The organism is Hydrogenophaga electricum (assembly GCF_030160815.1).
Classification (GTDB): Bacteria; Pseudomonadota; Gammaproteobacteria; order Burkholderiales; family Burkholderiaceae_C; genus Hydrogenophaga; species Hydrogenophaga electricum.
The window spans coordinates 1-18,345 of record NZ_BSPB01000026.1; the positions used below are offsets into that span (position 1 = coordinate 1).

Genomic DNA, 18,345 nt, shown 5'->3' on the forward strand with positions numbered 1-18,345 from the left:
GTGCGGCCGGCGCCGGGGGTGCGGCCACGGCGGTTTCGGCAGGGCGGGGAGCTGGCGGCGGCGCCACCGGGGTGGCGCAGGCGGCGAGCAGCGTCAGCGAGAGAAGGCAGACGGCGCGGGGCAGGGGGGCAGCGCGCGGCGAAGGCGGCTGCCAGGGGTCAGTTTGCATGGGGCAGTTCGATGCGGAAATGGGCGCCGGGGCCGCCGGGCAACAGGTCGATGCGGCCTCCGTGGGCCAGAATGTACTCGTGCACGATCGACAGCCCGATGCCAGAGCCTTTGACCGCATCGGCTGGCTGGCGTTCTCCCCGGTAGAACGGTTCGAAGATGCGTTCGCGGTCTGCCGGCGCGACGCCGGGGCCCTGGTCCTGCACGTCGATCAGCACCCGGCCGGGCTGGCGGGAGAGCGAAAGCCGCACCGTGGCGCCGGAGGGCGAGAAACGGATGGCGTTGGACAGCAGGTTGCCCAGTGCCGAGGCCAGCTTGTCGCGGTCCACCGGCAGCGAAATCGCCGGTCCATCGACCTGCACGTCCAGCTGGTGCGTCTGCCAGCGCAGGCGCTGGGCCTCGACCTGGGTTTCCAGCAGGGCCCGCAGATCGGTCATTTCGCGGTTCAGCTGGCGCGCCTCGAAGGCGGCCGCGTTGAAGCGCAGCAGGGTTTCGATCTGGTGTTGCAGGGCCTGGGTGTTGCCCTGCAGGATGCGCACCACCTCGGCCTGATCGGCGTTGAGTTCGCCGGCGATGCCATCGCCCAGCACGGCCACGCCTTCGTGCAGCGAGGCCAGCGGCGTCTTGAGTTCGTGCGACACATGCCGCAGGAAGCGCGCCTTGTCGGCTTCGAGCTCGGTCAGGCGCAGGCGCAGCCATTCCAGTTGCTGGCCCACGCTGCGGATGTCCGGCGGGCCGGGAATGTCGATCGGTTCGCCCAGGCGGTTTTCGCCCAGCCCGACAATCGCCTTCTCCAGCCGGCGCAGCGGGCGCGTCAGCCAGATGCCGAAACCCACGGCCAGGGCGGCGGCCAGCAGGATCGAGCCGATCACCTGCACCGCCAGTTGCTGGCGGTTGCGCTCGAAGCGCGCCTGCAGGGCCGCGTTGCGGCCGCCAATGATGGCCTGCACCTTCTGGGCGATGGCGCCGCTGTGCATGTCGAGTTCGCGGAAGGCGCGAGCAACCTCGCGTTCGCGCTCCAGGGCGGTTTCGGGAGGGCCGTCGAGCAGGGCGGCAATGTCGTCGAGCTGCCGTTGCCAGGCGGTGGCGAGTTCCGGTGGCAGCTCGTTGTCCTTGAGGCGCACCAGAATGCCGCGCGCCAGCACGGCCGCTTCTTCGAAGCGCTGGCGCAACTGGGCGTCGCGCAGCACCAGCGACTGGCGCGCGGCGCGTTCCATGGCCACGCTGCGCTCGGCCAGCGACTGGGCGGCGGTGCTCAGCTCGATGGCCTGGGTGGCCCCGTCACGGCTTTGCGCCATGAGGTTTTCCAGCGTGAACAGCGCCCGCAGCGCGGTGGCGCCGAGCAGCGATCCGATCAGCAGGAACGCCACCAGCAGCAGTTGCGGAAACGAAAACCGGAAATTCACGGGCGCAATCCCGCCACGCTGCGCGCGCGCTCAAGAGGGCGATGCGGGTGGCCTGGCGAAACCGCCTTCACCGCATTCGCGGCCAAGGCGCGTGCGCCGGAGACAGGTGGGCGTTTCATCTCACTGCACCAGGACGTCACCTCGGAGCGAGTGCGGCAGCGCCTGGGTGATCTTCACATCGATCATCTGGCCGACCAGGCGCGCGCCGTTCGGGCCCCCGTCGAAGTTGACGATGCGGTTGCACTCGGTGCGGCCCATCAGCTCGGCGGCGCCGTCCTTGCCCGGCCGGCGCGACGGTCCTTCGACCAGAATGCGCTGCACCGTGCCTTCGCGGCTGGCGCTGATGCGGCGCACGTTTTCCTCGATGGTGGCCTGCAGGTGCTGCAGGCGCTGGAGCTTGACGGCGTGCGGCGTGTCGTCGGGCAGGTTGGCCGCCGGTGTGCCGGGGCGCGGGCTGAAGATGAAGCTGAAGCTGCTGTCGTAGCCGACGTCGGTGATCAGCTTCATCATCTTCTGGAAGTCTTCTTCCGTCTCGCCGGGGAAGCCGACGATGAAGTCGCTGCTCATGGCAATGTCGGGCCGGATCGCTCGCAGCTTGCGGATCGTGCTCTTGTATTCCATGGCGGTGTAGCCGCGCTTCATCGCCATCAGGATGCGATCGCTGCCGTGCTGCACCGGCAGGTGCAGATGGCTCACCAGCTTGGGCACCTTGGCGTAGGCCTCGATCAGGCGCGGCGTGAACTCGTTGGGGTGGCTGGTGGTGTAACGGATGCGTTCGATGCCCGGGATGTCGGCCACGTACTCGATCAGCATCGCGAAGTCGGCGATCTCGGCCGTGTCGCCCATGGCGCCGCGGTAGGCGTTGACGTTCTGGCCCAGCAGCGTCACCTCCTTGACGCCCTGGTCGGCCAGGCCGGCCACTTCCACCAGCACGTCCTCGAACGGGCGGCTGACCTCTTCACCGCGTGTGTAGGGCACCACGCAGTAGCTGCAGTACTTGCTGCAACCTTCCATGATGGAGACGAAGGCCGAGGCGCCTTCCACGCGCGCGGGCGGCAGGTGGTCGAACTTCTCGATCTCGGGGAAAGAGATGTCCACCTGCGGCTGGCTCAACCGGTCGCGCGCCTTGAGCATCTCGGGCAGGCGGTGCAGGGTCTGCGGGCCGAACACCACGTCCACGAAGGGCGCGCGCTTGATGATCTCGGCGCCTTCCTGGCTGGCGACGCAGCCACCGACGCCGATCAGCACGCCCTTTTTCTTGAGGTGCTTGACGCGGCCGAGGTCGGAAAACACCTTCTCCTGCGCCTTTTCGCGCACCGAACAGGTGTTGAACAGGATCAGGTCCGCCTCTTCGGGGTCCTGGGTTTTTTCGAAGCCTTCGGCGGCGCCGAGCACGTCGGCCATCTTGTCCGAGTCGTACTCGTTCATCTGGCAGCCAAACGTCTTGATGTAGACCTTCTTGCTCATGGGGTGGTTTTCCAATGGCCCCCGGCCGCGCGGTGGTGGCGCTTGCTGGCGGGAGGTTGCCCCGAGGCCGGCCGGGCCGGTACCCGGGTGCGTCGGGGGCGGGTTTTCGGGGGGGCGGTTATTCGCCAGCGCGGGCGCGCTTTTCGGCGGCTTCGGCGTCGGTCAGCACCCAGACTTCGTGCACCAGACCGTGGGCTTCCACGGTGTAGTTGACAGTCAACTCCTGATTGACCAGGGTGGACGACAGCAACAGGGTGTTGTTCGGGCCCTTGATGCGGGCGCCGGGCGAGAGGCGGGCGGCCTGGCCGTCGATCGTGATCGCCGGCGGTTGCGTCACCACCAGGGTGCCGCGCCAGGCGTTGGCGGGAAAGTCGCGCACGGCCTGGGCCGATGCGCTGGTGGCCAGGGCCGCCAGCGCGGCGGCGACCAGCAGGCCGGCAAGGCGCGGGGCGTGTCGGGATGGCGTGGGGCAGCGGTTCATGGTGTAGATCCAGAGGCTGTGAAAGGCCGTCCGGGCGGCGGCCAAAGGAAGCGCAATTGTCTCACGCGGCCCGGCGCGTGCTGAGTCTCACTTCCAGCGCACGGGCTCCAGATGCACGCTGCCCAGCGGGCTGGACAGGGTCAGTGCACCGTCCTGGATCAGCGCCTGCAGCTGCATGCTGCGCTCGGCCAGCGACACCAGCGCCTGGGCCTGCTCGGCCGGCAGGCGCCAGACCTGGAGCTTGTCCAGCCGCGTGAGCTTGGTTTCGATGCCACGCCACCAGACCTCGGCCGCGTGCCCGAAGGCGTAGACGATGACCGCGTCGGACTGGCTGCAGGCCTTGGCCAGCGGCTTGTCTTCAGGCTGGCCGACCTCGATCCACAGGCGTTTGCGGCCGGTGAAGTCGGTCAGGTGGGCATCGGGGTCGGACGGGTCGCTGAGCCCGGTGCCGAAGGCCAGCGTGCCGTCGCCACCGCAGGTGTCCTGCAGTTCGTGTGCTTGCAGCGCCAGCGCCACGAGGCGCACCATCATGCGCTCGTCGGTCTCGCTCGGGTGGCGGGCCAGGGTGAGCGCGTGGTCGGCGTAGTAGCCGTGGTCGATGTCGGCGATCGACAGCTGCGCCTTGAAGATGGTGGATTTGAGGGCCATGGTCGCTCCGGTGTCGCAAGAAAGCCGGGCAAGAAAAAACCCCTGAAAACGGCGTCTTCAGGGGTTTCTTGTCTGGTGGCGATAGGTGGACTTGAACCACCGACATCAGCATTATGAATGCTGCGCTCTAACCAACTGAGCTATATCGCCGAAAGACGCGCATTATAGCCAGTTTTTTGGCGCGCGCTCAAGCATGTTTGAACACGGCCGCCCGCTTGTTCACGAACGCGTCCATGCCTTCCTTCTGGTCGGCGGTGGCGAACAGGGCGTGGAACAGGCGCCGCTCGAACATCACGCCGTCCGAGAGGCCGCTTTCAAACGCGCGGTTGACCGATTCCTTGGCGGCCATCACGGCCAGCTGCGAGAAGTCGCAGATCTGCAGGGCGGCGCCCAGGGCTTCGTCCATCAGCTTGTCCAGCGGCACCACGCGGCTGACCAGGCCGGCGCGTTCGGCTTCGCTGGCGTCCATCATGCGGCCGGTGAGCGCCATGTCCATGGCCTTGGCCTTGCCCACCGCGCGCGGCAGGCGCTGCGTGCCACCGGCGCCGGGGATGATGCCCAGCTTGATCTCGGGCTGGCCGAACTTGGCGTTGTCGGCGGCGATGATGAAGTCGCACATCATCGCCAGCTCGCAGCCGCCGCCCAGGGCGAAGCCGCTCACGGCGGCAATCACCGGCTTGCGCACGCTGCGGATGGTTTCCCAGTTGCGGGTGATGTAGTCGCCCTTGTAGACGTCCGAGAAGGTGTAGGTGGCCATGGCGCCGATGTCGGCACCGGCGGCAAAGGCTTTTTCGCTGCCGGTGACGATCATGCAGCCGATGTTCTCGTCGGCGTCGAAGGCCTTGAGCGCGGCGCCCAGCTCGTCCATGAGCTGGTTGTTCAGCGCGTTGAGCTGTTTGGGGCGGTTCAGGGTCACGATGCCCACGCGGCCCTCGGTGCGCACGGTGATCAGTTCGGGGGAGGTGGTCTCGCTCATGGTGTCCTCGGTGGGTGGGGATGATTGACGTAAACGTCAACTATAGCTGCCCGTTTGGCGGGGGGATGTCTCAGGGAAAACATTAGCCGACCGATTGGTCGGTCAATGGTAGATTGGCACATTCCCTTCGAACCACGCCGCCGGGTACGGTGGCCCAGGAGACCCCTTTTCATGAACACCCCCGCTCCGGGCGGTACCGTGCTGTACGAAGCACGCGGTGCCGTCGCCCTGCTCACGCTCAACCGGCCCGATGCCCTCAACAGCTTCACCCGGCAGATGCACCGCGACCTCTGGGCGGCGCTGGACCGCGCCGAAGCCGATCCGGCCATCCGCGCGGCGGTCCTCACCGGCGCCGGGCGCGGGTTCTGTGCTGGCGCCGATCTGGCCGAGTTCGACTTCGAGCCCGGGCCCGATCTGGTGCAGCGGGCCGACCCCGGGCCGGTGATCGACCAGGCCTTCAACCCCACGGCGCGGCGCATCCAGTCGCTGCGGTTCCCGGTGGTGGCGGCGGTCAACGGGGTGGCGGCCGGCGCCGGCGTTTCGCTGGCCATGACCTGTGACATCGCCATCGCGGCGCCGGGTGCCGGTTTCATCCAGGCCTTCAGCAAGATCGGCCTGATCCCCGATGCCGGCGGCAGCTGGTTCCTGGTCGAGCGGCTGGGGCTGGCGCGCGCCATGGCGCTGGCGATGACGGGCGACAAGCTGCCCGCGCAGCAGGCAAAGGAGTGGGGCCTGATCTGGGACGTGCAGGACGATCCGCTGGCCGCCGCGCTGGCGATGGCCGAGCGCCTGGCGGTGATGCCGACCCAGGCCCTGGTGGCCACGCGCGCGCTGCTGCGTGACGCGTCCACGCGCACGCTGGACGCGCAGCTCGATGCCGAGCGCGACACGCAATCGGCGCTGGGCCGCACGCACGACTACATCGAAGGCGTGATGGCGTTCCGCGAAAAGCGCGGCCCGCGGTTCAAGGGGCAATGACATGAGCCCGGAAGAACGCGCCCGGCAAGTCGGTGACACCATGTTCGCGGCCGACGTGGCGGCGCGCGAAACCATGGGCATTCAGATCGTGAGCGTCGAGCCCGGCCGCGCCGTGCTGCGCATGGGGGTCCAGCCGCTGCACCTCAACGGGCATCGGATCTGCCACGGTGGCTTCATCTTCACCTTGGCCGACACCACCTTTGCCTACGCCTGCAACAGCTACAACCGCAACGCGGTGGCGGCGGGCTGCAGCATTGAGTTTCTCAAGCCCGGTCTGGAAGGTGACGTGCTGACCTGCGAGGGCGCCGAGCAGGTGCTGCAGGGCCGGCATGGCATCTACGACATGCGGGTCACCAACCAGAACGGCGAGGTGGTGGCCGTGTTCCGCGGCAAGAGCGCGGTGATTCCCGGCCAGGTGTTTCCGGAGGAGCCGTGCGCATGAACCCCTTTCCGCTCGAACCCATCGAAAAGGCCAGCGTCGACGAACTGCGGGGCCTGCAACTCAAGCGCCTGCAGGCCACCCTGCGCCACGCCTACCGGAACTCTCCGGTCTACCGCCGCAAGTTCGACGAAGCCGGCGTGCACCCGGACGATTGCAAGTCGCTGGCCGATCTGGCCAAGTTCCCGTTCACCACCAAGCAGGACCTGCGCGACAGCTACCCGTTCGGCATGTTCGCGGTACCGCGCGCGCAGTGCGCGCGCATTCACGCCAGCAGCGGCACCACCGGCAAGCCGACCGTGGTGGGCTACACGCTGCGCGACATCGACACCTGGGCGACGGTGATGGCGCGCAGCATCCGGGCCAGCGGCGCCAAGCCCGGCGACATGGTGCACGTGAGCTACGGCTACGGGCTGTTCACCGGCGGCCTGGGCGCGCACTACGGCGCCGAGAAGCTGGGCCTGACCGTGGTCCCGTTCGGCGGCGGGCAGACCGAGCGCCAGGTGCAGCTGATCCAGGACTTCCGGCCCGACATCATCATGGTCACGCCCAGCTACATGCTGGCCATCGCCGACGAATTCGAGCGCCAGGGGCGGGACCCGCGCGAGAGCAGCGTGCGCCTCGGCATCTTCGGTGCCGAGCCCTGGACCAACGACATGCGCGTGGCGATCGAGGCGCGCATGGACATCGACGCGGTCGACATCTACGGCCTGTCCGAGGTGATGGGGCCGGGCGTGGCCAACGAGTGCGTCGAGACCAAGGACGGCCCGACGATCTGGGAAGACCATTTCTATCCCGAGATCATCCACCCCGAAACGGGCGAACCGGTGGCCGACGGCGAGATGGGCGAGCTGGTGTTCACCAGCCTCACGAAAGAGGCGCTGCCCATCATCCGCTATCGCACGCGCGACCTCACGCGCCTGCTGCCCGGCACGGCGCGCACCATGCGCCGGATGGAAAAGATCACCGGCCGCAGCGACGACATGATGATCGTGCGCGGCGTCAACGTGTTCCCGACGCAGATCGAAGAACTGATCCTCCGGCGCCCGGAACTGACCGCGCACTACCAGTGCCTGTTGCGCCGCGATGGGCACATGGACGAGCTGACCGTGGCGGTCGAGACCCGGCCGGGCCTGTCACCCGACAGCCTGGAGGCGCGCGCGGCGGCCGAGCTGCTGCGGCACGAGATCAAGGTCTATGTCGGCAGCAGCGTCGAGGTCGCGTTGCGGCCCGAAGGCGGCGTGGAGCGCAGCCAGGGCAAGGCCAAGCGGGTGCTGGACCTGCGCCACGGCTGAGGCGCCGCGACGGCGTGCGGCTCAGGGGGCCAGCCAGGCCTGCAGGCGCTGGGCGTCGGCCGGGCCTACCCGCAGCGCCTGCACAGGTTCTTCAGGCCAGACCAGCTCGCAGCGCAGCAGGCGGCGGTCGCGCGCGACGATCGCGGTGCAGCGCCGCCGAGCGCCGAGCAGCAGGGGCAGCTCGTCGAGTTTGCGGATCTGCCAGGCTTCGGCGGGCTGGCCGCGCCGCGGCGGCGGTATCTCGATGCCCAGCCATTCGTCGCCAGCCGCCAGCCCGGCCGCTTCGGCCGCGCCACCGCGCAACACGGTCTTGATGGTGATGCCGCCGGATTCGCTCACGCGCAGCCCCAGTTGCTGCGCCAGCGGCGCCTTGTCGCGGTCCACGCTGGCGCCTTGCGCGCGCAGCAGCTCGGTCAGCGGCAGGTCGTCGGTGCCGTGCACCCAGTCGCGCAATTCGCGGGCGAAGCTGCGGCCGCCGACCGCGCGCAGCGCCCGGGCAATGTCGGCCTCGCGCACCGGGCCCCCGGCACAGGCGGCCCACAGGTGCCGCATCACGTCGTCCAGCGAGCCGGTGCCGGCCGCGCGCAGCGTGAGGTCCAGGCACAGCGCCACCAGCGCTCCCTTGGTGTAGTAGCTGACGGTGGCGTTGGGCGTGTTTTCGCCGACGCGGTAGTACTTGATCCAGGCGTCGAAGCTGGCCTGCGCCACGCTCTGCAGGTGGCGTCCCGGCGTCTGGAGCACCTGGTTGGCGGTCTTGGTGACCAGTTGCAGGTAGGCGAGGTTGTCGATCAGGCCCGCGCGGCGCAGGAACAGGTCGTCGTAATAGCTGGTGAAGCCTTCGAAGAACCACAGCAGCTCGGTGTAGTTCTCGTGCGCGTAGTCGTAGGGGGCGAACTCGGCCGGCCGCAGGCGCTTGACGTTCCAGGTGTGGAAGTACTCGTGGCTGATCAGCCCGAGCAGCGTGGTGTAGCCGTCAGCGGCCTTGAGCGGGGTGGTGGCCCGCGCAGCGGCGGAGCGTGGGGGCAAATCCGCCCTCTGGCAGATCAGGGCGGTGCTGTTGCGGTGTTCCAGGCCGCCGTAGCCGTCGGCGCTGGCGTGCAGCATGAACACGTAGTGGGTGAAGGGCGGTGCCTGGTCGCCATGCCAGAAGCGGATCTGCGCTTCACAGAGGCGGCGCGTGTCGGCCAGCAGCCGTTCGCCGTCGAAGCCCGCGCCGGCACCGCTGACCACGAAGCGGTGGGGCACGCCGCAGGCTTCGAAATCGCCTTGCCAGAAGGTGCCCAGCTCGACCGGGCAGTCGGCCAGCTCGTCGTAGTCGGCTGCCCGGTAGCGCCCACGGCCGTCGGCATCGGCCTGCTCGGGGCTCAGGCCCGTGGCGACGCGCCAGCCGGCCGGCAGATCGTCGGCGGCCAGCGTCAGCGTGTGGGGCTGTGCGGTCTGGCCCGCGACCCGCAGGCACAGGCTGGTGCTGTTGAAGAAGCCGCGCGTGGCGTCGAGAAAGGCGGTGCGCACCGAGGCGTCGAAGGCGTAGACCTCGTAGCGCAGTTCCAGCGGCTGACCGGCTTGGGCATCGATCTGCCAGCTGTGTTTGTCGAGCTGGCGCACCGCCACGGCCTGTCCACCCTGGGTGGCTTGGAGGTTCTGCAGGTGCTGCGAAAACTCGCGCACCAGGTAGCTGCCCGGGATCCAGACCGGCAGCGACACGCGCTGGCGCGCACTGGGGTGGTGAATGGTCAGCGTGAGCGCGAACAGGTGTCGGTGCGGATCGGGGATGGCCACGCGCAGGTGCACGCCGGCCGGCGTTTCGGCCGGGCGGGCGGCGCGTTTCGGGCGGGCGGGACGGGCAGGGGGGCGGGTGGTGGTCATCGGGTCGGGGCGGTCAGAGCGCACCGGCTCCGACGAAGCAGCACAGCGCCGCCACCGCAGACAGGCGGAAGCGCAGGGTCAGCCAGGCTTGCAGCCCGGCACGGGGATAGAGCGTGCGATCGGCCAGATAGCACAGCACGAACAGGAAGCCCAGCCAGGCCAGGCCCGCGAACGGGGGCATGAGGATGCCGGGCCAGGCCAGCAGCGGTGGCACGATGCCCCAGAGGAAATGGGGGCGGCAGGGATGGCGCGGGGGCACGCCGGCGTCCGGATGGCCGAGCGCGTGCCAGCCGATGCCCCAGTGGATGCCGCCCAGGAACGATGCCACCAGCGCGCCGTAGGCGGTGATCGCCATGGCGACCCAGGCTTGCAGGCCCGGTTCCACCAGCCAGAGCAGCACGGCCAGGCCGATGAACGGCAGCAGGCCGGCGTGGCCGAGGGTGCGCACCAGCGCGAGGTCCTGCGGATCGTGCAGTTCGGAGGCGGCCACCGGGGTCATGGGCGAACGGGGCTCAGTTCTTGATCTCGTTCAGGCGCTTTTCCACCCGGTCGGCGCCGATGGCGCCGGGCACACGCGAGCCGTCGGCGAAGAAGATGGTGGGCGTTCCGGTGATGCGCATCTTGCGGCCGAACTCGGTATTGCGGGCCAGCGCGCCGGCTTCGCACTGGGCGGTGGGCGGTGTGACGTCCTTGGTCATCCAGTCGAGGAAGGCCTTGCCCTTGTCCTTGGCGCACCAGATGTTGCGGGACTTTTCCGGTGAATCGCCGCCCAGGATGGGATAGAGGAACACGTGCACGGTCACGTTGTCGATCTTGGCCAGGTCGCGTTCGAAGCGTTTGCAGTAGCCGCAGTTGGGATCTTCGAAAACGGCCAGCTTGCGTTTGCCGTTGCCGCGCACGATGGTGAAGGCGTCCTTGAGCGGCAGCTCATCGAACGCCACCGCCGAGAGCTTGTCCAGCCGCTGTTCGGTCAGGTCGACCCGGTTGCGCGCGTCGATGAGGTTGCCCTGGATCAGGTAGTTGCCCTGTTCGTCGGTGTAGAGCACCTCGTTGCCGTTGATGCGGACTTCGTAGAGCCCAGGCATCGGGGTCTTGCTCACCTCGTCGATCTTGGGCAGGTTGGGCAGCCGCTCGGCCAGGTTCTTGCGGATCGTGGCTTCCTGGGCGAAGACCGCCAGCGACAGGGTGGTGGCCAGCAGCGCTGCCAGGGTGTTCTTGAGAAGGTTCATGCCAGGCCCGAAGGCTCTCCTGATAGACAACAAGTCGGTCGGCTCACAGCGCGTGCTGGCCCATGGCCTGGCGCGCAAGCCAGTGTTTCAGCGGGCCCAGGCGGTCCACACCGCGCAGGCCCCAGTTGCGCAGGGCCTGCACGCGGGCGTCGGGCTGGGCGAACAGGCTGAACAGACCGTCGGTCAGCCGGCTCATGGCGCCCACGTCGGCTTGCCGCGCCCGTTCGTAGCGGCGCAGCAGCCGCGGGTCACCCAGCTCGCGCCAGAACTCCCGGCCGTGCAGCACCCGCGCCAGTTCCGCTGCGTCGGCCAGGCCCACATTCAGGCCTTGCCCGGCCAGCGGATGCATGGCGTGGGCCGCGTCACCCGCGAGCACCACACTGGTACGCCCCTGGGTGGCGATCCACCGCCGGGCGCGCGCCAGTTCCAGCGGCCAGGCCTGGGGGGCGCTTTGCAGCGTCATGTTTCCCAGGGTCTGGCCGGCCCGTTCCTGCACCGCTTCGGCCAGGGCTTCGGGCCCGGCTGCCAGCCAGGTGTCGGCCCGCTGTGCCTGCACAGACCAGACCAGCGCCACAGAGTTCCCCTGGGCGCCGCCCAGCGGCAGCAGGGCCATGACCTCGCCGTCGCGGAACCACTGGCGCGCCACGCCGCCGTGCGGCCGTTCGCAGGCCAGGCGGGCGGCGATGGCCTTGTGGGGGTAGGGGTGGGTGTCGTAGTCGATGCCCCATTCGGCGCGGGTGCTGCTGCGTCGGCCTTCGCACACCACCGTCAGCGGGGCGGGCAGCGTGGGCGGGGCGTCCAGCCGGTCGATGCCGGCCTGGAAGTGCACCGCGTCGGCCAGGCGCTGCTCCAGCGCCGGCACGTCCACGATCCAGGTCAGGGCGTCGGTGCCCAGGGCGCTGGCGTCGAAGTGCAGCTCGCCGCCCTGGTCGCCGTGCACCGCCATGGCGGTGACCGGGGTGACCGACGCGTCGGCCGCCGCGCCGCTGTGCGGGGCCGAGGCCTCCGGCCAGGCGCGCACCGAGCGCAGCAGATCGCGGGCGGCGGTGTTGAGGGCGTAGGCGCGCACGTCGGGCGTGCCCGGGGTAGCGCGGGGCGGGCTTACCAGCGCGACCTTGAGGCGCTCGCGCGCCAGCAGCAGGGCCAGCGTCTGGCCGACCACGCCGGCACCCCGGATGACGACGTCGTACCGGCGTGGGGCGCCTGGGCGGGAAGGGCTGGAAATCATGCGGGGATTCTAGGCGCCGGGCACAATGCGGCCCTGTTTCCCGCCCATGACCCTCCTGTTTGCCCTGTTGCCCGCATGACCGATTCCTTGCCGCAGGCCGATGCTTCGGCCGACCTCCAGGCCCGTATCGCCGAACTCTGGGTCTACCCCGTGAAATCCTGTGCCGGCGTCGCCATGCCGGAGGCCGAGCTCACGCCCACCGGCCTGGCCTGGGACCGGGCCTGGATGGTGGTGGACGAAACCGGCGGGTTCGTGACCCAGCGCGAGCTGCCACGCATGGCCCTGATCCAGCCGGCTTTCCGGCTTGGACAACTGGTGCTGCGCGCGCCCGGCATGCTGGCCCTGCACCTGTCGCTCGAAGCCGCCGAGTTCCCGCGCCGGGTGCGCGTGTGGGACGACGAGGTCGACGCCTGGGACATGGGCGACGTCGCGGCCCAGTGGTTCAGTGACTTCCTCGCGCCCGAGGCACCGCCGGCGCTGAAAAAGCTGCGTCTGGTGCGTTTCGATCCCGAGGTGCAGCGGCGCTGCAGCGAAAAGTGGACGGGCGGTCGCGCGGCGTTTGCGCAGTTCGCCGACGGGTTCAGCGTGCTGGTCACCAGCACCGCTTCGGTGGCCGAGCTCAACCGGCGCCTCGGGGCGGCGGGCGAAGCTGCGGTGGATCAGCGGCGCTTTCGCGCCAACATCGTGCTGGCCGATGTGGAGCCTCACGACGAGGACCGCATCGGGGCCTGGCGCGTGCACACGGCCGAAGGGGTGGCGGCGCTGGAAAACGTCAAACCCTGCTCGCGCTGCCCGATTCCGAACATCGATCCCGACACGGCCCAGTCCCACCCGGCGGTGAACGACGCGCTGCAAGCCTACCGCCAGGATCGGCGCCTCGGTGGCGCCCTGACCTTCGGCATGAACGCCATCGTGCTGGAAGGCGACGGCTTGGTGCTGCGGGTGGGGCAGGCGGTGAGCGCCGACTGGGCGTTTGACTGACCGGGCCCGTGCGCCCCGGCTGTGCGCCCGGCCTTGCGGGGCGCGGGTGTCCGGGGCTCGCAGCGCTTGCGGACAGGCGCTTCTTTAAAATCCCCCGTTTCCCCTGAACCCGAAAGCCTCGCCATGAGCCTCAAATGCGGCATCGTGGGCCTGCCCAACGTCGGCAAGTCCACCCTCTTCAACGCCCTGACCAAGGCCGGCATCGCCGCCGAAAACTACCCCTTCTGCACCATCGAGCCCAACGTGGGCGTGGTGGAGGTGCCCGATCCGCGCCTGGCGCAACTGGCCGAGATCATCAGCCCCGAGCGCATCGTGCCGGCCATCGTCGAGTTCGTGGACATCGCCGGCCTGGTGGCGGGTGCCTCCAAGGGCGAAGGCCTGGGCAACCAGTTCCTGGCCCACATCCGCGAAACCGACGCCATCGTCAACGTGGTGCGCTGCTTCGAGGACGACAACGTCATCCACGTGGCCAACAAGGTCGACCCGATCGCCGACATCGAGGTGATCCAGACCGAACTCTGCCTGGCCGACATGACCACGGTGGAGAAAAGCCTGCAGCGCTACACCAAGGCCGCCAAGAGCGGCAATGACAAGGAAGCAGCGGCGCTGGTGCAGATCCTGACCAAGGTGCAGGCCGTGCTCGACGAGGGCAAGCCGGTGCGCACACTGGAACTCAGCGACCAGGAAAAGGTGCTGCTCAAGCCCCTGTGCCTGATCACCGCCAAGCCGGCCATGTTCGTCGGCAATGTGGCCGAGGACGGTTTCGAGAACAACCCCTTCCTGGACCGCCTGCGCGAGTACGCCGCCGCGCAGAACGCGCCGGTGGTGGCCATCTGCGCCAAGATCGAGGCCGAACTGTCCGAGATGGACGACGCCGACCGGCTGGAATTTCTCAAGGAACTGGGCCAGGACGAACCGGGGCTGAACCGCCTGATCCGCGCCGGCTTCAAGCTGCTGGGCCTGCAGACCTACTTCACCGCCGGGGTGAAGGAAGTGCGCGCCTGGACCATCCACATCGGCGACACGGCCCCGCAGGCGGCTGGCGTGATCCACGGCGATTTCGAGCGCGGCTTCATCCGCGCCCAAACCATCGCCTTTGACGATTTCATCGCCTTCAAGGGCGAGCAGGGCGCCAAGGACGCGGGCAAGATGCGCGCCGAAGGCAAGGAATACGTCGTCAAGGACGGCGACGTGATGAACTTCCTGTTCAACGTCTGATGGACGACAGCGCCAGCCCGGTGGGTGAGCGCCTGGCCAAGCGCCTGGCCGCTCAATTGGGTTGCTCGCGCGCCGAGGCCGAACGCTACATCGCGGGCGGCTGGGTGCGGGTCGATGGCCAGGTGGTCGAAGCGCCGGAAGCGCGGGTGGTGCCGGCCCAGACGGTGGCACTGGACGAAGGTGCGCGACCCGAAGACCTGGGGCCGGTGACCCTGCTCTGGCACAAGCCGGCGGGCGTCCAGGTGCCCGAGGGCCTGCATGTGCCCACCGACACCGCGCTGCTGTGGCTGGCCGATGCGCAGCGCTCGCCCGCCGACCGCTCGCGCGTGCGAGCCCTGCGCGTGCACCGCCACCGCCTGCAAGCCTTGCTGCCCCTGAGCCGGGACGCGTCGGGCCTGATGGTCTTCACCCAGTCGCCGGGAGTGGCGCGAAAGCTCGGCGAAACGGCGGCCGATCTGGAGCATGAGTGGCTGCTGGACCTGGCCGCCACCGCCCCGGTGCCCGACGCCGCGGCACGCGAGTCCGTGCTCCGTTCGTTCGCACAGGCGGTCACCTTTGACGGGCGCCGTCTGCCGCCGGCACGCGCCAGCTGGCAGAGCGACCGCCGTCTGCGTCTGGCCCTCAAGGGATGCGTGCCCGGGCAGCCGGCGTTTCTGGTCGAGCGTGCCGGGCTGGCCGTGGCCAGTGTGCGCCGCCAGCGTCTGGGCCGCGTTGCGCTGACCGGGCTGGACGCCGGGCAGTGGCGCTACCTGCTGCCCACCGAACGTTTCTGAACCCGCGTGGCCCATGTGCTCAGCGCCATGGCCAGCAGCATCAGCACCAGGCCCACGGCATGCAGCCGCAGCATGCCACCCTGGGCAATGAGCGCACCGCCCAGGGCGGCTCCCAGGGCTTGTCCGCCGTAGATGGCCGAGGTGTTCAGGGCCACCGTGGCCGGGGCCAGTGCCGGTGCCATGTGCACGAGCCGGGCCTGCTGGGCGGAGTTGCACGCGAAACAGCCCAGTCCCCAGGGCACCAGCACCAGCATCTGGACCCAGAGCGCGTTGGTGCCCAGCGGCCACAGGGCCAGGCTCAACGCCATGGCGCCCAGGGTGAGCAGCACCGCCCGCGGCGGGCCGAGCCGGTCGATCCGCCGGGACACCAGCATGTTGCCCACCAGCCCGAAAGCGCCGAACCAGAGAAACAGCAAGGACAGGGTGCCGGTCCCGGGGCGCAACACCTGCTGGAAATAGGGGGCGAAATAGGAAAACAGCACGAACTGCCCGAATGCGGACAGCAGTGTGACCCCGACCGCCATCATCAGCGCCGGCGAGGCCAGGGTGCTGGCCCAGTCGCGGCGCGTCAGCGCGGCCGGCCGCACGCCGTCGGGCATGGCGCGCCAGACTGCGACGGCGCTGGCCAGGGCCAGCACGGCCACCAGGCCAAAAGCCCAGCGCCAGCCGAGCAGGCCGCCGATCCATGCCGACAGTGGCATGCCCAGCACCGATGCCACCGACCAGCCGAGGAACACGAAGGTGATGGCCCGCCCCCGGCCGGCCATGGGTACCAGCAGGCCCACGCAGGCCGCGGCCTGGGGCGTGAAGATCGCGGGAGGCACCATGGCCAGCACGCGCAGGGGCAGCAGCATGCCGTAGTGCGGGGCGAGCGCGCAGGCGGCCATGAACACGGCGTACCACAGCATGCACAGGGTCAGCAGGCGCCGCCGGTCCCAGCCGGCGACCAGGCCGGCGAACACGGGCGCGCCGACGCCGATGAGCGCGGCGCCAACCGTGATGAGCTGACCGGCCTGGGGCACCGACACGGCCAGCGAGGCGCTGATGTCGTTGAGGGTGCCCGGCACCGCCATCACCCCGGTGCCGATGACGAAGTTGCCCAGCATGAGCGCCCACAGGCTGGCGGGCAGGCGCGGGGCGGTGGATGGGGGAGCGGCAGGCGGGGTCATGGGGCGCGGTGTGGGCGCCGCAGTATCGCGGCCACCGCTCAGAGCGACAGTCCCCCGGGAAACACCCACATCAGCGCGCCGGTCATTGTGAGATAGCGGGCGAACTTGCCGATGGCCATGTAGACCACGCAGGGCCAGAACGGAAACCGCAGCCAGCCGGCCACGGCGCACAGCGGGTCGCCCACGCCCGGCAGCCAGGACAGCAGGCAGGCCTTGGGCCCGAAGCGCTCCAGCCAGCGCAGCGCGCGCCATTCGGTGGGCGTGTGCCGGGCCTTGTCCACCGCATGGTGCGCGCCGTATCCCATGCCCCAGCTGATGGCGCCACCCAGGGTGTTGCCGGCGGTGGCCACGAGAATCGCGGGCCAGAACAGGGACGGGTTCAGCTTGATCAGGGCAAACACTGCCGGTTCGGAGCCCATGGGCAAGAGCGTGGCCGAAACCGTGGCCACGACAAAAACGGTGCTCAATCCGACCTCGGGCAAGGCCAGGGTGTTCAGCAGGGCAGAGAACCAGTCGGGCATGGGTGGGGCGTGAGGGAGGAAGTCGCGAGCATATCGCCTGCTGAAAAAAGAGGCAGATACAATGCGCGTCCCCCGCCCGTTTCCACCGGGTCCGCCGATGCTGGCGCCGGGGTCTTCCCTTCCCGCAGCCACCACCGAGTTCTCCGCCTTCGCCCGAGCCATGCAACTGGGTCCCTACACCTTGCCCAACGCTTTGTTCGTTGCCCCGATGGCCGGGGTGACGGACCGGCCGTTCCGCAAGCTGTGCAAGCGGCTGGGCGCGGGCTACGCGGTCAGCGAGATGGTGACCAGCCGGCCCGACCTGCAGGACAGCCTCAAGACGTCGCGCCGCGCCGATCACCGGGGCGAACCCGCGCCCATCGCGGTGCAGATCGCGGGCACCGATGCGCAGATGATGGCCGATGCCGCGCGTTACAACATCGACCGCGGCGCGCAGATCATCGACATCAACATGGGCTGTCCGGCCAAGAAGGTCTGCAACAAATGGGCCGGTTCGGCCCTGATGCAGGACGAGGCCCTGGCCCTGGCCATCGTCGAGGCGGTCGTGGCCGCCTGCGCGCCGCAGGGTGTGCCGGTCACGCTCAAGATGCGCACCGGGTGGTGTGCCAGCGTGCAGAACGCGCCCACGATCGCGCTGGCGGCCGAGGCGGCCGGCGTGCAGATGTTGACGGTGCACGGCCGCACGCGCGAGCAGGGCTACAGCGGTCGTGCCGAACACGACACCGTGGCCCAGATCAAGAGCCGCGTGCGCATTCCGGTGGTGGCCAATGGCGACATCGATTCCCCCGAAAAGGCGGCCGCTGTGTTGCGCCAGACCGGCGCCGATGCGCTGATGATCGGGCGTGCCGCCCAGGGGCGGCCGTGGATCTTCCGCGAAATCGCCCACCACCTGACCACGGGCGGGCATCTGCCGCCCCCGGACTTGGGCGAAGTGAAAGGCTGGCTGCTGGAGCACCTGGCCGAGCACCACGAGCTGTACGGCGAATTCACCGGCGTGCGCAGCGCGCGCAAGCACCTGGGCTGGTACGCACGTTCGCTGCCGGTGCCCGCGGCGGAGGCGGAGGCTTTCCGCCGCCGTGTCAACGCCTTGACCACCGCCGATGCGCAGGTGCATTGCGTGGGCGAAGCCCTGGACGCCTGGGCCGCCGGGCTGGCGCTCGACGGCCGGCCGTTGCCGGCACCCGAAGAGGAACCCCTTTGGAGACTGGCCGCCTGACTGGCCAGACATCACAAGACCATGAGCAACCCGCAGAACCTGCACGATTGCGTGCGCGCCAACCTGGAAACCTATTTTCGCGACCTGGGGGGCACCGAGCCTTCGGACCTCTACGACATGCTGGTCAAGGCGGTCGAGAAGCCCCTGCTCGAAGTCGTGATGGCGCAATCGCAGCACAACCAGTCGCGCGCAGCGCAATGGCTGGGGCTCAACCGCAACACCCTGCGCAAGAAGCTGCTCGACCACCACCTGCTCTGATTTCCGTTTTCTCCATCCACCCTCATCC

Annotated in this window: 19 protein-coding genes and 1 tRNA gene; 8 read left to right on the forward strand and 12 right to left on the reverse strand. The window is 69.2% G+C overall.

The features are described from left to right. Positions 1-158 precede the first annotated feature (158 nt). From QQK43_RS14760 to QQK43_RS14785, 6 genes are all read right to left on the reverse strand, one after another. Complete coding sequence (locus QQK43_RS14760; protein WP_284308338.1) at positions 159-1,574, reverse strand: ATP-binding protein; 1,416 nt, start codon at positions 1,572-1,574, stop codon at positions 159-161. Positions 1,575-1,694: 120 nt separating this feature from the next. Continuing rightward, on the reverse strand, positions 1,695-3,041 hold the full coding sequence (gene miaB, locus QQK43_RS14765; protein ID WP_284308339.1) for a tRNA (N6-isopentenyl adenosine(37)-C2)-methylthiotransferase MiaB: 1,347 nt from the start codon (positions 3,039-3,041) through the stop codon (positions 1,695-1,697). Positions 3,042-3,159: 118 nt separating this feature from the next. Then, the gene (locus tag QQK43_RS14770) at positions 3,160-3,522 is read right to left on the reverse strand and encodes a hypothetical protein (RefSeq protein ID WP_234265571.1); all 363 of its coding nucleotides are present in this window, start codon (positions 3,520-3,522) and stop codon (positions 3,160-3,162) included. 87 nt (positions 3,523-3,609) lie between these two features. Further along, positions 3,610-4,170 (reverse strand): YaeQ family protein, encoded by a 561-nt coding sequence (locus tag QQK43_RS14775; protein ID WP_234265570.1) that lies wholly within the window; start codon positions 4,168-4,170, stop codon positions 3,610-3,612. Between the two features lie 73 nt (positions 4,171-4,243). Then, positions 4,244-4,320 (reverse strand) — tRNA-Met (locus QQK43_RS14780). A gap of 37 nt (positions 4,321-4,357) precedes the next feature. Then, positions 4,358-5,146 (reverse strand): enoyl-CoA hydratase, encoded by a 789-nt coding sequence (locus QQK43_RS14785; protein ID WP_234265569.1) that lies wholly within the window; start codon positions 5,144-5,146, stop codon positions 4,358-4,360. A 171-nt stretch (positions 5,147-5,317) separates the two neighbouring features. On the opposite strand from QQK43_RS14785, the gene QQK43_RS14790 reads away from it, so the two are divergent. Genes QQK43_RS14790 through paaK form a run of 3 tightly spaced genes read left to right on the forward strand, consistent with a single transcriptional unit; the run spans position 5,318 to position 7,858 of the window. Then, positions 5,318-6,124, forward strand: coding sequence for an enoyl-CoA hydratase-related protein (locus tag QQK43_RS14790; protein WP_284308340.1), 807 nt, complete (start codon positions 5,318-5,320; stop codon positions 6,122-6,124). A gap of 1 nt (position 6,125) precedes the next feature. Then, the gene (gene paaI, locus QQK43_RS14795; protein WP_284308341.1) at positions 6,126-6,566 is read left to right on the forward strand and encodes a hydroxyphenylacetyl-CoA thioesterase PaaI; all 441 of its coding nucleotides are present in this window, start codon (positions 6,126-6,128) and stop codon (positions 6,564-6,566) included. Continuing rightward, positions 6,563-7,858: a phenylacetate--CoA ligase PaaK gene (gene paaK / locus QQK43_RS14800; RefSeq protein ID WP_284308342.1), complete on the forward strand. Its 1,296-nt coding sequence runs from the start codon at positions 6,563-6,565 to the stop codon at positions 7,856-7,858. The genes paaI and paaK overlap by 4 nt, the downstream gene beginning before the upstream one ends. Positions 7,859-7,879: 21 nt before the next feature. Here the strand turns inward: paaK and QQK43_RS14805 are convergent, their stop codons facing one another. Genes QQK43_RS14805 through QQK43_RS14820 form a run of 4 tightly spaced genes read right to left on the reverse strand, consistent with a single transcriptional unit; the run spans position 7,880 to position 12,181 of the window. Beyond that, complete coding sequence (locus tag QQK43_RS14805; RefSeq protein ID WP_284308343.1) at positions 7,880-9,724, reverse strand: M61 family metallopeptidase; 1,845 nt, start codon at positions 9,722-9,724, stop codon at positions 7,880-7,882. Positions 9,725-9,737: 13 nt separating this feature from the next. After that, positions 9,738-10,223 (reverse strand): DUF3429 domain-containing protein, encoded by a 486-nt coding sequence (locus QQK43_RS14810; protein WP_234265564.1) that lies wholly within the window; start codon positions 10,221-10,223, stop codon positions 9,738-9,740. 13 nt (positions 10,224-10,236) lie between these two features. Continuing rightward, on the reverse strand, positions 10,237-10,953 hold the full coding sequence (locus QQK43_RS14815) for a DsbC family protein (RefSeq protein ID WP_234265563.1): 717 nt from the start codon (positions 10,951-10,953) through the stop codon (positions 10,237-10,239). Positions 10,954-10,996: 43 nt separating this feature from the next. After that, on the reverse strand, positions 10,997-12,181 hold the full coding sequence (locus QQK43_RS14820) for an FAD-dependent monooxygenase (protein ID WP_284308344.1): 1,185 nt from the start codon (positions 12,179-12,181) through the stop codon (positions 10,997-10,999). 75 nt (positions 12,182-12,256) lie between these two features. Between QQK43_RS14820 and QQK43_RS14825 the strand changes: the two genes are divergently transcribed. The 3 genes from QQK43_RS14825 (at position 12,257) to QQK43_RS14835 (ending at position 15,153) form a co-directional block, all read left to right on the forward strand. Continuing rightward, positions 12,257-13,162 carry an MOSC domain-containing protein gene (locus QQK43_RS14825; RefSeq protein WP_284308345.1) on the forward strand — a complete coding sequence of 302 codons (906 nt, stop codon included), beginning with the start codon at positions 12,257-12,259 and terminating at the stop codon, positions 13,160-13,162. A 123-nt stretch (positions 13,163-13,285) separates the two neighbouring features. Beyond that, a complete protein-coding gene (ychF, locus tag QQK43_RS14830; RefSeq protein ID WP_234265560.1) occupies positions 13,286-14,380 on the forward strand; it encodes a redox-regulated ATPase YchF in 1,095 nt (364 codons plus the stop codon). After that, positions 14,380-15,153, forward strand: a complete 774-nt coding sequence (locus QQK43_RS14835; RefSeq protein WP_284308346.1) for an RNA pseudouridine synthase — start codon at positions 14,380-14,382, stop codon at positions 15,151-15,153. Before ychF ends, QQK43_RS14835 begins: the two co-directional genes overlap by 1 nt. Here the strand turns inward: QQK43_RS14835 and QQK43_RS14840 are convergent. Together QQK43_RS14840 and QQK43_RS14845 are read right to left on the reverse strand one after the other, a co-directional pair. Beyond that, a complete protein-coding gene (locus QQK43_RS14840; protein WP_284308347.1) occupies positions 15,126-16,322 on the reverse strand; it encodes an MFS transporter in 1,197 nt (398 codons plus the stop codon). The two genes, QQK43_RS14835 and QQK43_RS14840, sit on opposite strands and share 28 nt — an antisense overlap. Before the next feature lie 38 nt (positions 16,323-16,360). Continuing rightward, positions 16,361-16,843, reverse strand: a complete 483-nt coding sequence (locus QQK43_RS14845; protein WP_234265556.1) for a YqaA family protein — start codon at positions 16,841-16,843, stop codon at positions 16,361-16,363. 160 nt (positions 16,844-17,003) lie between these two features. Here QQK43_RS14845 and dusB point away from each other — a divergent pair, with 160 nt between their 5' ends. Further along, positions 17,004-18,059, forward strand: a complete 1,056-nt coding sequence (gene dusB / locus QQK43_RS14850) for a tRNA dihydrouridine synthase DusB (protein WP_284308348.1) — start codon at positions 17,004-17,006, stop codon at positions 18,057-18,059. Between the two features lie 21 nt (positions 18,060-18,080). Beyond that, positions 18,081-18,317, forward strand: a complete 237-nt coding sequence (locus QQK43_RS14855; RefSeq protein WP_234265555.1) for a helix-turn-helix domain-containing protein — start codon at positions 18,081-18,083, stop codon at positions 18,315-18,317. The last annotated feature ends 28 nt before the right edge of the window (positions 18,318-18,345 follow it).

Bases quoted from the DNA above. Each gene is read 5' to 3' on its own strand.
- QQK43_RS14815 (WP_234265563.1), bottom strand. From the start codon at position 10,953: ATGAACCTTCTCAAGAACACCCTGGCAGCGCTGCTGGCCACCACCCTG.
- QQK43_RS14805 (WP_284308343.1), bottom strand. From the start codon at position 9,724: ATGACCACCACCCGCCCCCCTGCCCGTCCCGCCCGCCCGAAACGCGCC.
- QQK43_RS14835 (WP_284308346.1), top strand. From the start codon at position 14,380: ATGGACGACAGCGCCAGCCCGGTGGGTGAGCGCCTGGCCAAGCGCCTG.
- QQK43_RS14845 (WP_234265556.1), bottom strand. From the start codon at position 16,843: ATGCCCGACTGGTTCTCTGCCCTGCTGAACACCCTGGCCTTGCCCGAG.
- QQK43_RS14785 (WP_234265569.1), bottom strand. From the start codon at position 5,146: ATGAGCGAGACCACCTCCCCCGAACTGATCACCGTGCGCACCGAGGGC.
- dusB (WP_284308348.1), top strand. From the start codon at position 17,004: ATGCAACTGGGTCCCTACACCTTGCCCAACGCTTTGTTCGTTGCCCCG.
- paaK (WP_284308342.1), top strand. From the start codon at position 6,563: ATGAACCCCTTTCCGCTCGAACCCATCGAAAAGGCCAGCGTCGACGAA.
- QQK43_RS14770 (WP_234265571.1), bottom strand. From the start codon at position 3,522: ATGAACCGCTGCCCCACGCCATCCCGACACGCCCCGCGCCTTGCCGGC.
- miaB (WP_284308339.1), bottom strand. From the start codon at position 3,041: ATGAGCAAGAAGGTCTACATCAAGACGTTTGGCTGCCAGATGAACGAG.
- QQK43_RS14840 (WP_284308347.1), bottom strand. From the start codon at position 16,322: ATGACCCCGCCTGCCGCTCCCCCATCCACCGCCCCGCGCCTGCCCGCC.
- QQK43_RS14855 (WP_234265555.1), top strand. From the start codon at position 18,081: ATGAGCAACCCGCAGAACCTGCACGATTGCGTGCGCGCCAACCTGGAA.
- QQK43_RS14825 (WP_284308345.1), top strand. From the start codon at position 12,257: ATGACCGATTCCTTGCCGCAGGCCGATGCTTCGGCCGACCTCCAGGCC.
- QQK43_RS14775 (WP_234265570.1), bottom strand. From the start codon at position 4,170: ATGGCCCTCAAATCCACCATCTTCAAGGCGCAGCTGTCGATCGCCGAC.
- QQK43_RS14790 (WP_284308340.1), top strand. From the start codon at position 5,318: ATGAACACCCCCGCTCCGGGCGGTACCGTGCTGTACGAAGCACGCGGT.
- ychF (WP_234265560.1), top strand. From the start codon at position 13,286: ATGAGCCTCAAATGCGGCATCGTGGGCCTGCCCAACGTCGGCAAGTCC.
- QQK43_RS14820 (WP_284308344.1), bottom strand. From the start codon at position 12,181: ATGATTTCCAGCCCTTCCCGCCCAGGCGCCCCACGCCGGTACGACGTC.
- paaI (WP_284308341.1), top strand. From the start codon at position 6,126: ATGAGCCCGGAAGAACGCGCCCGGCAAGTCGGTGACACCATGTTCGCG.
- QQK43_RS14810 (WP_234265564.1), bottom strand. From the start codon at position 10,223: ATGACCCCGGTGGCCGCCTCCGAACTGCACGATCCGCAGGACCTCGCG.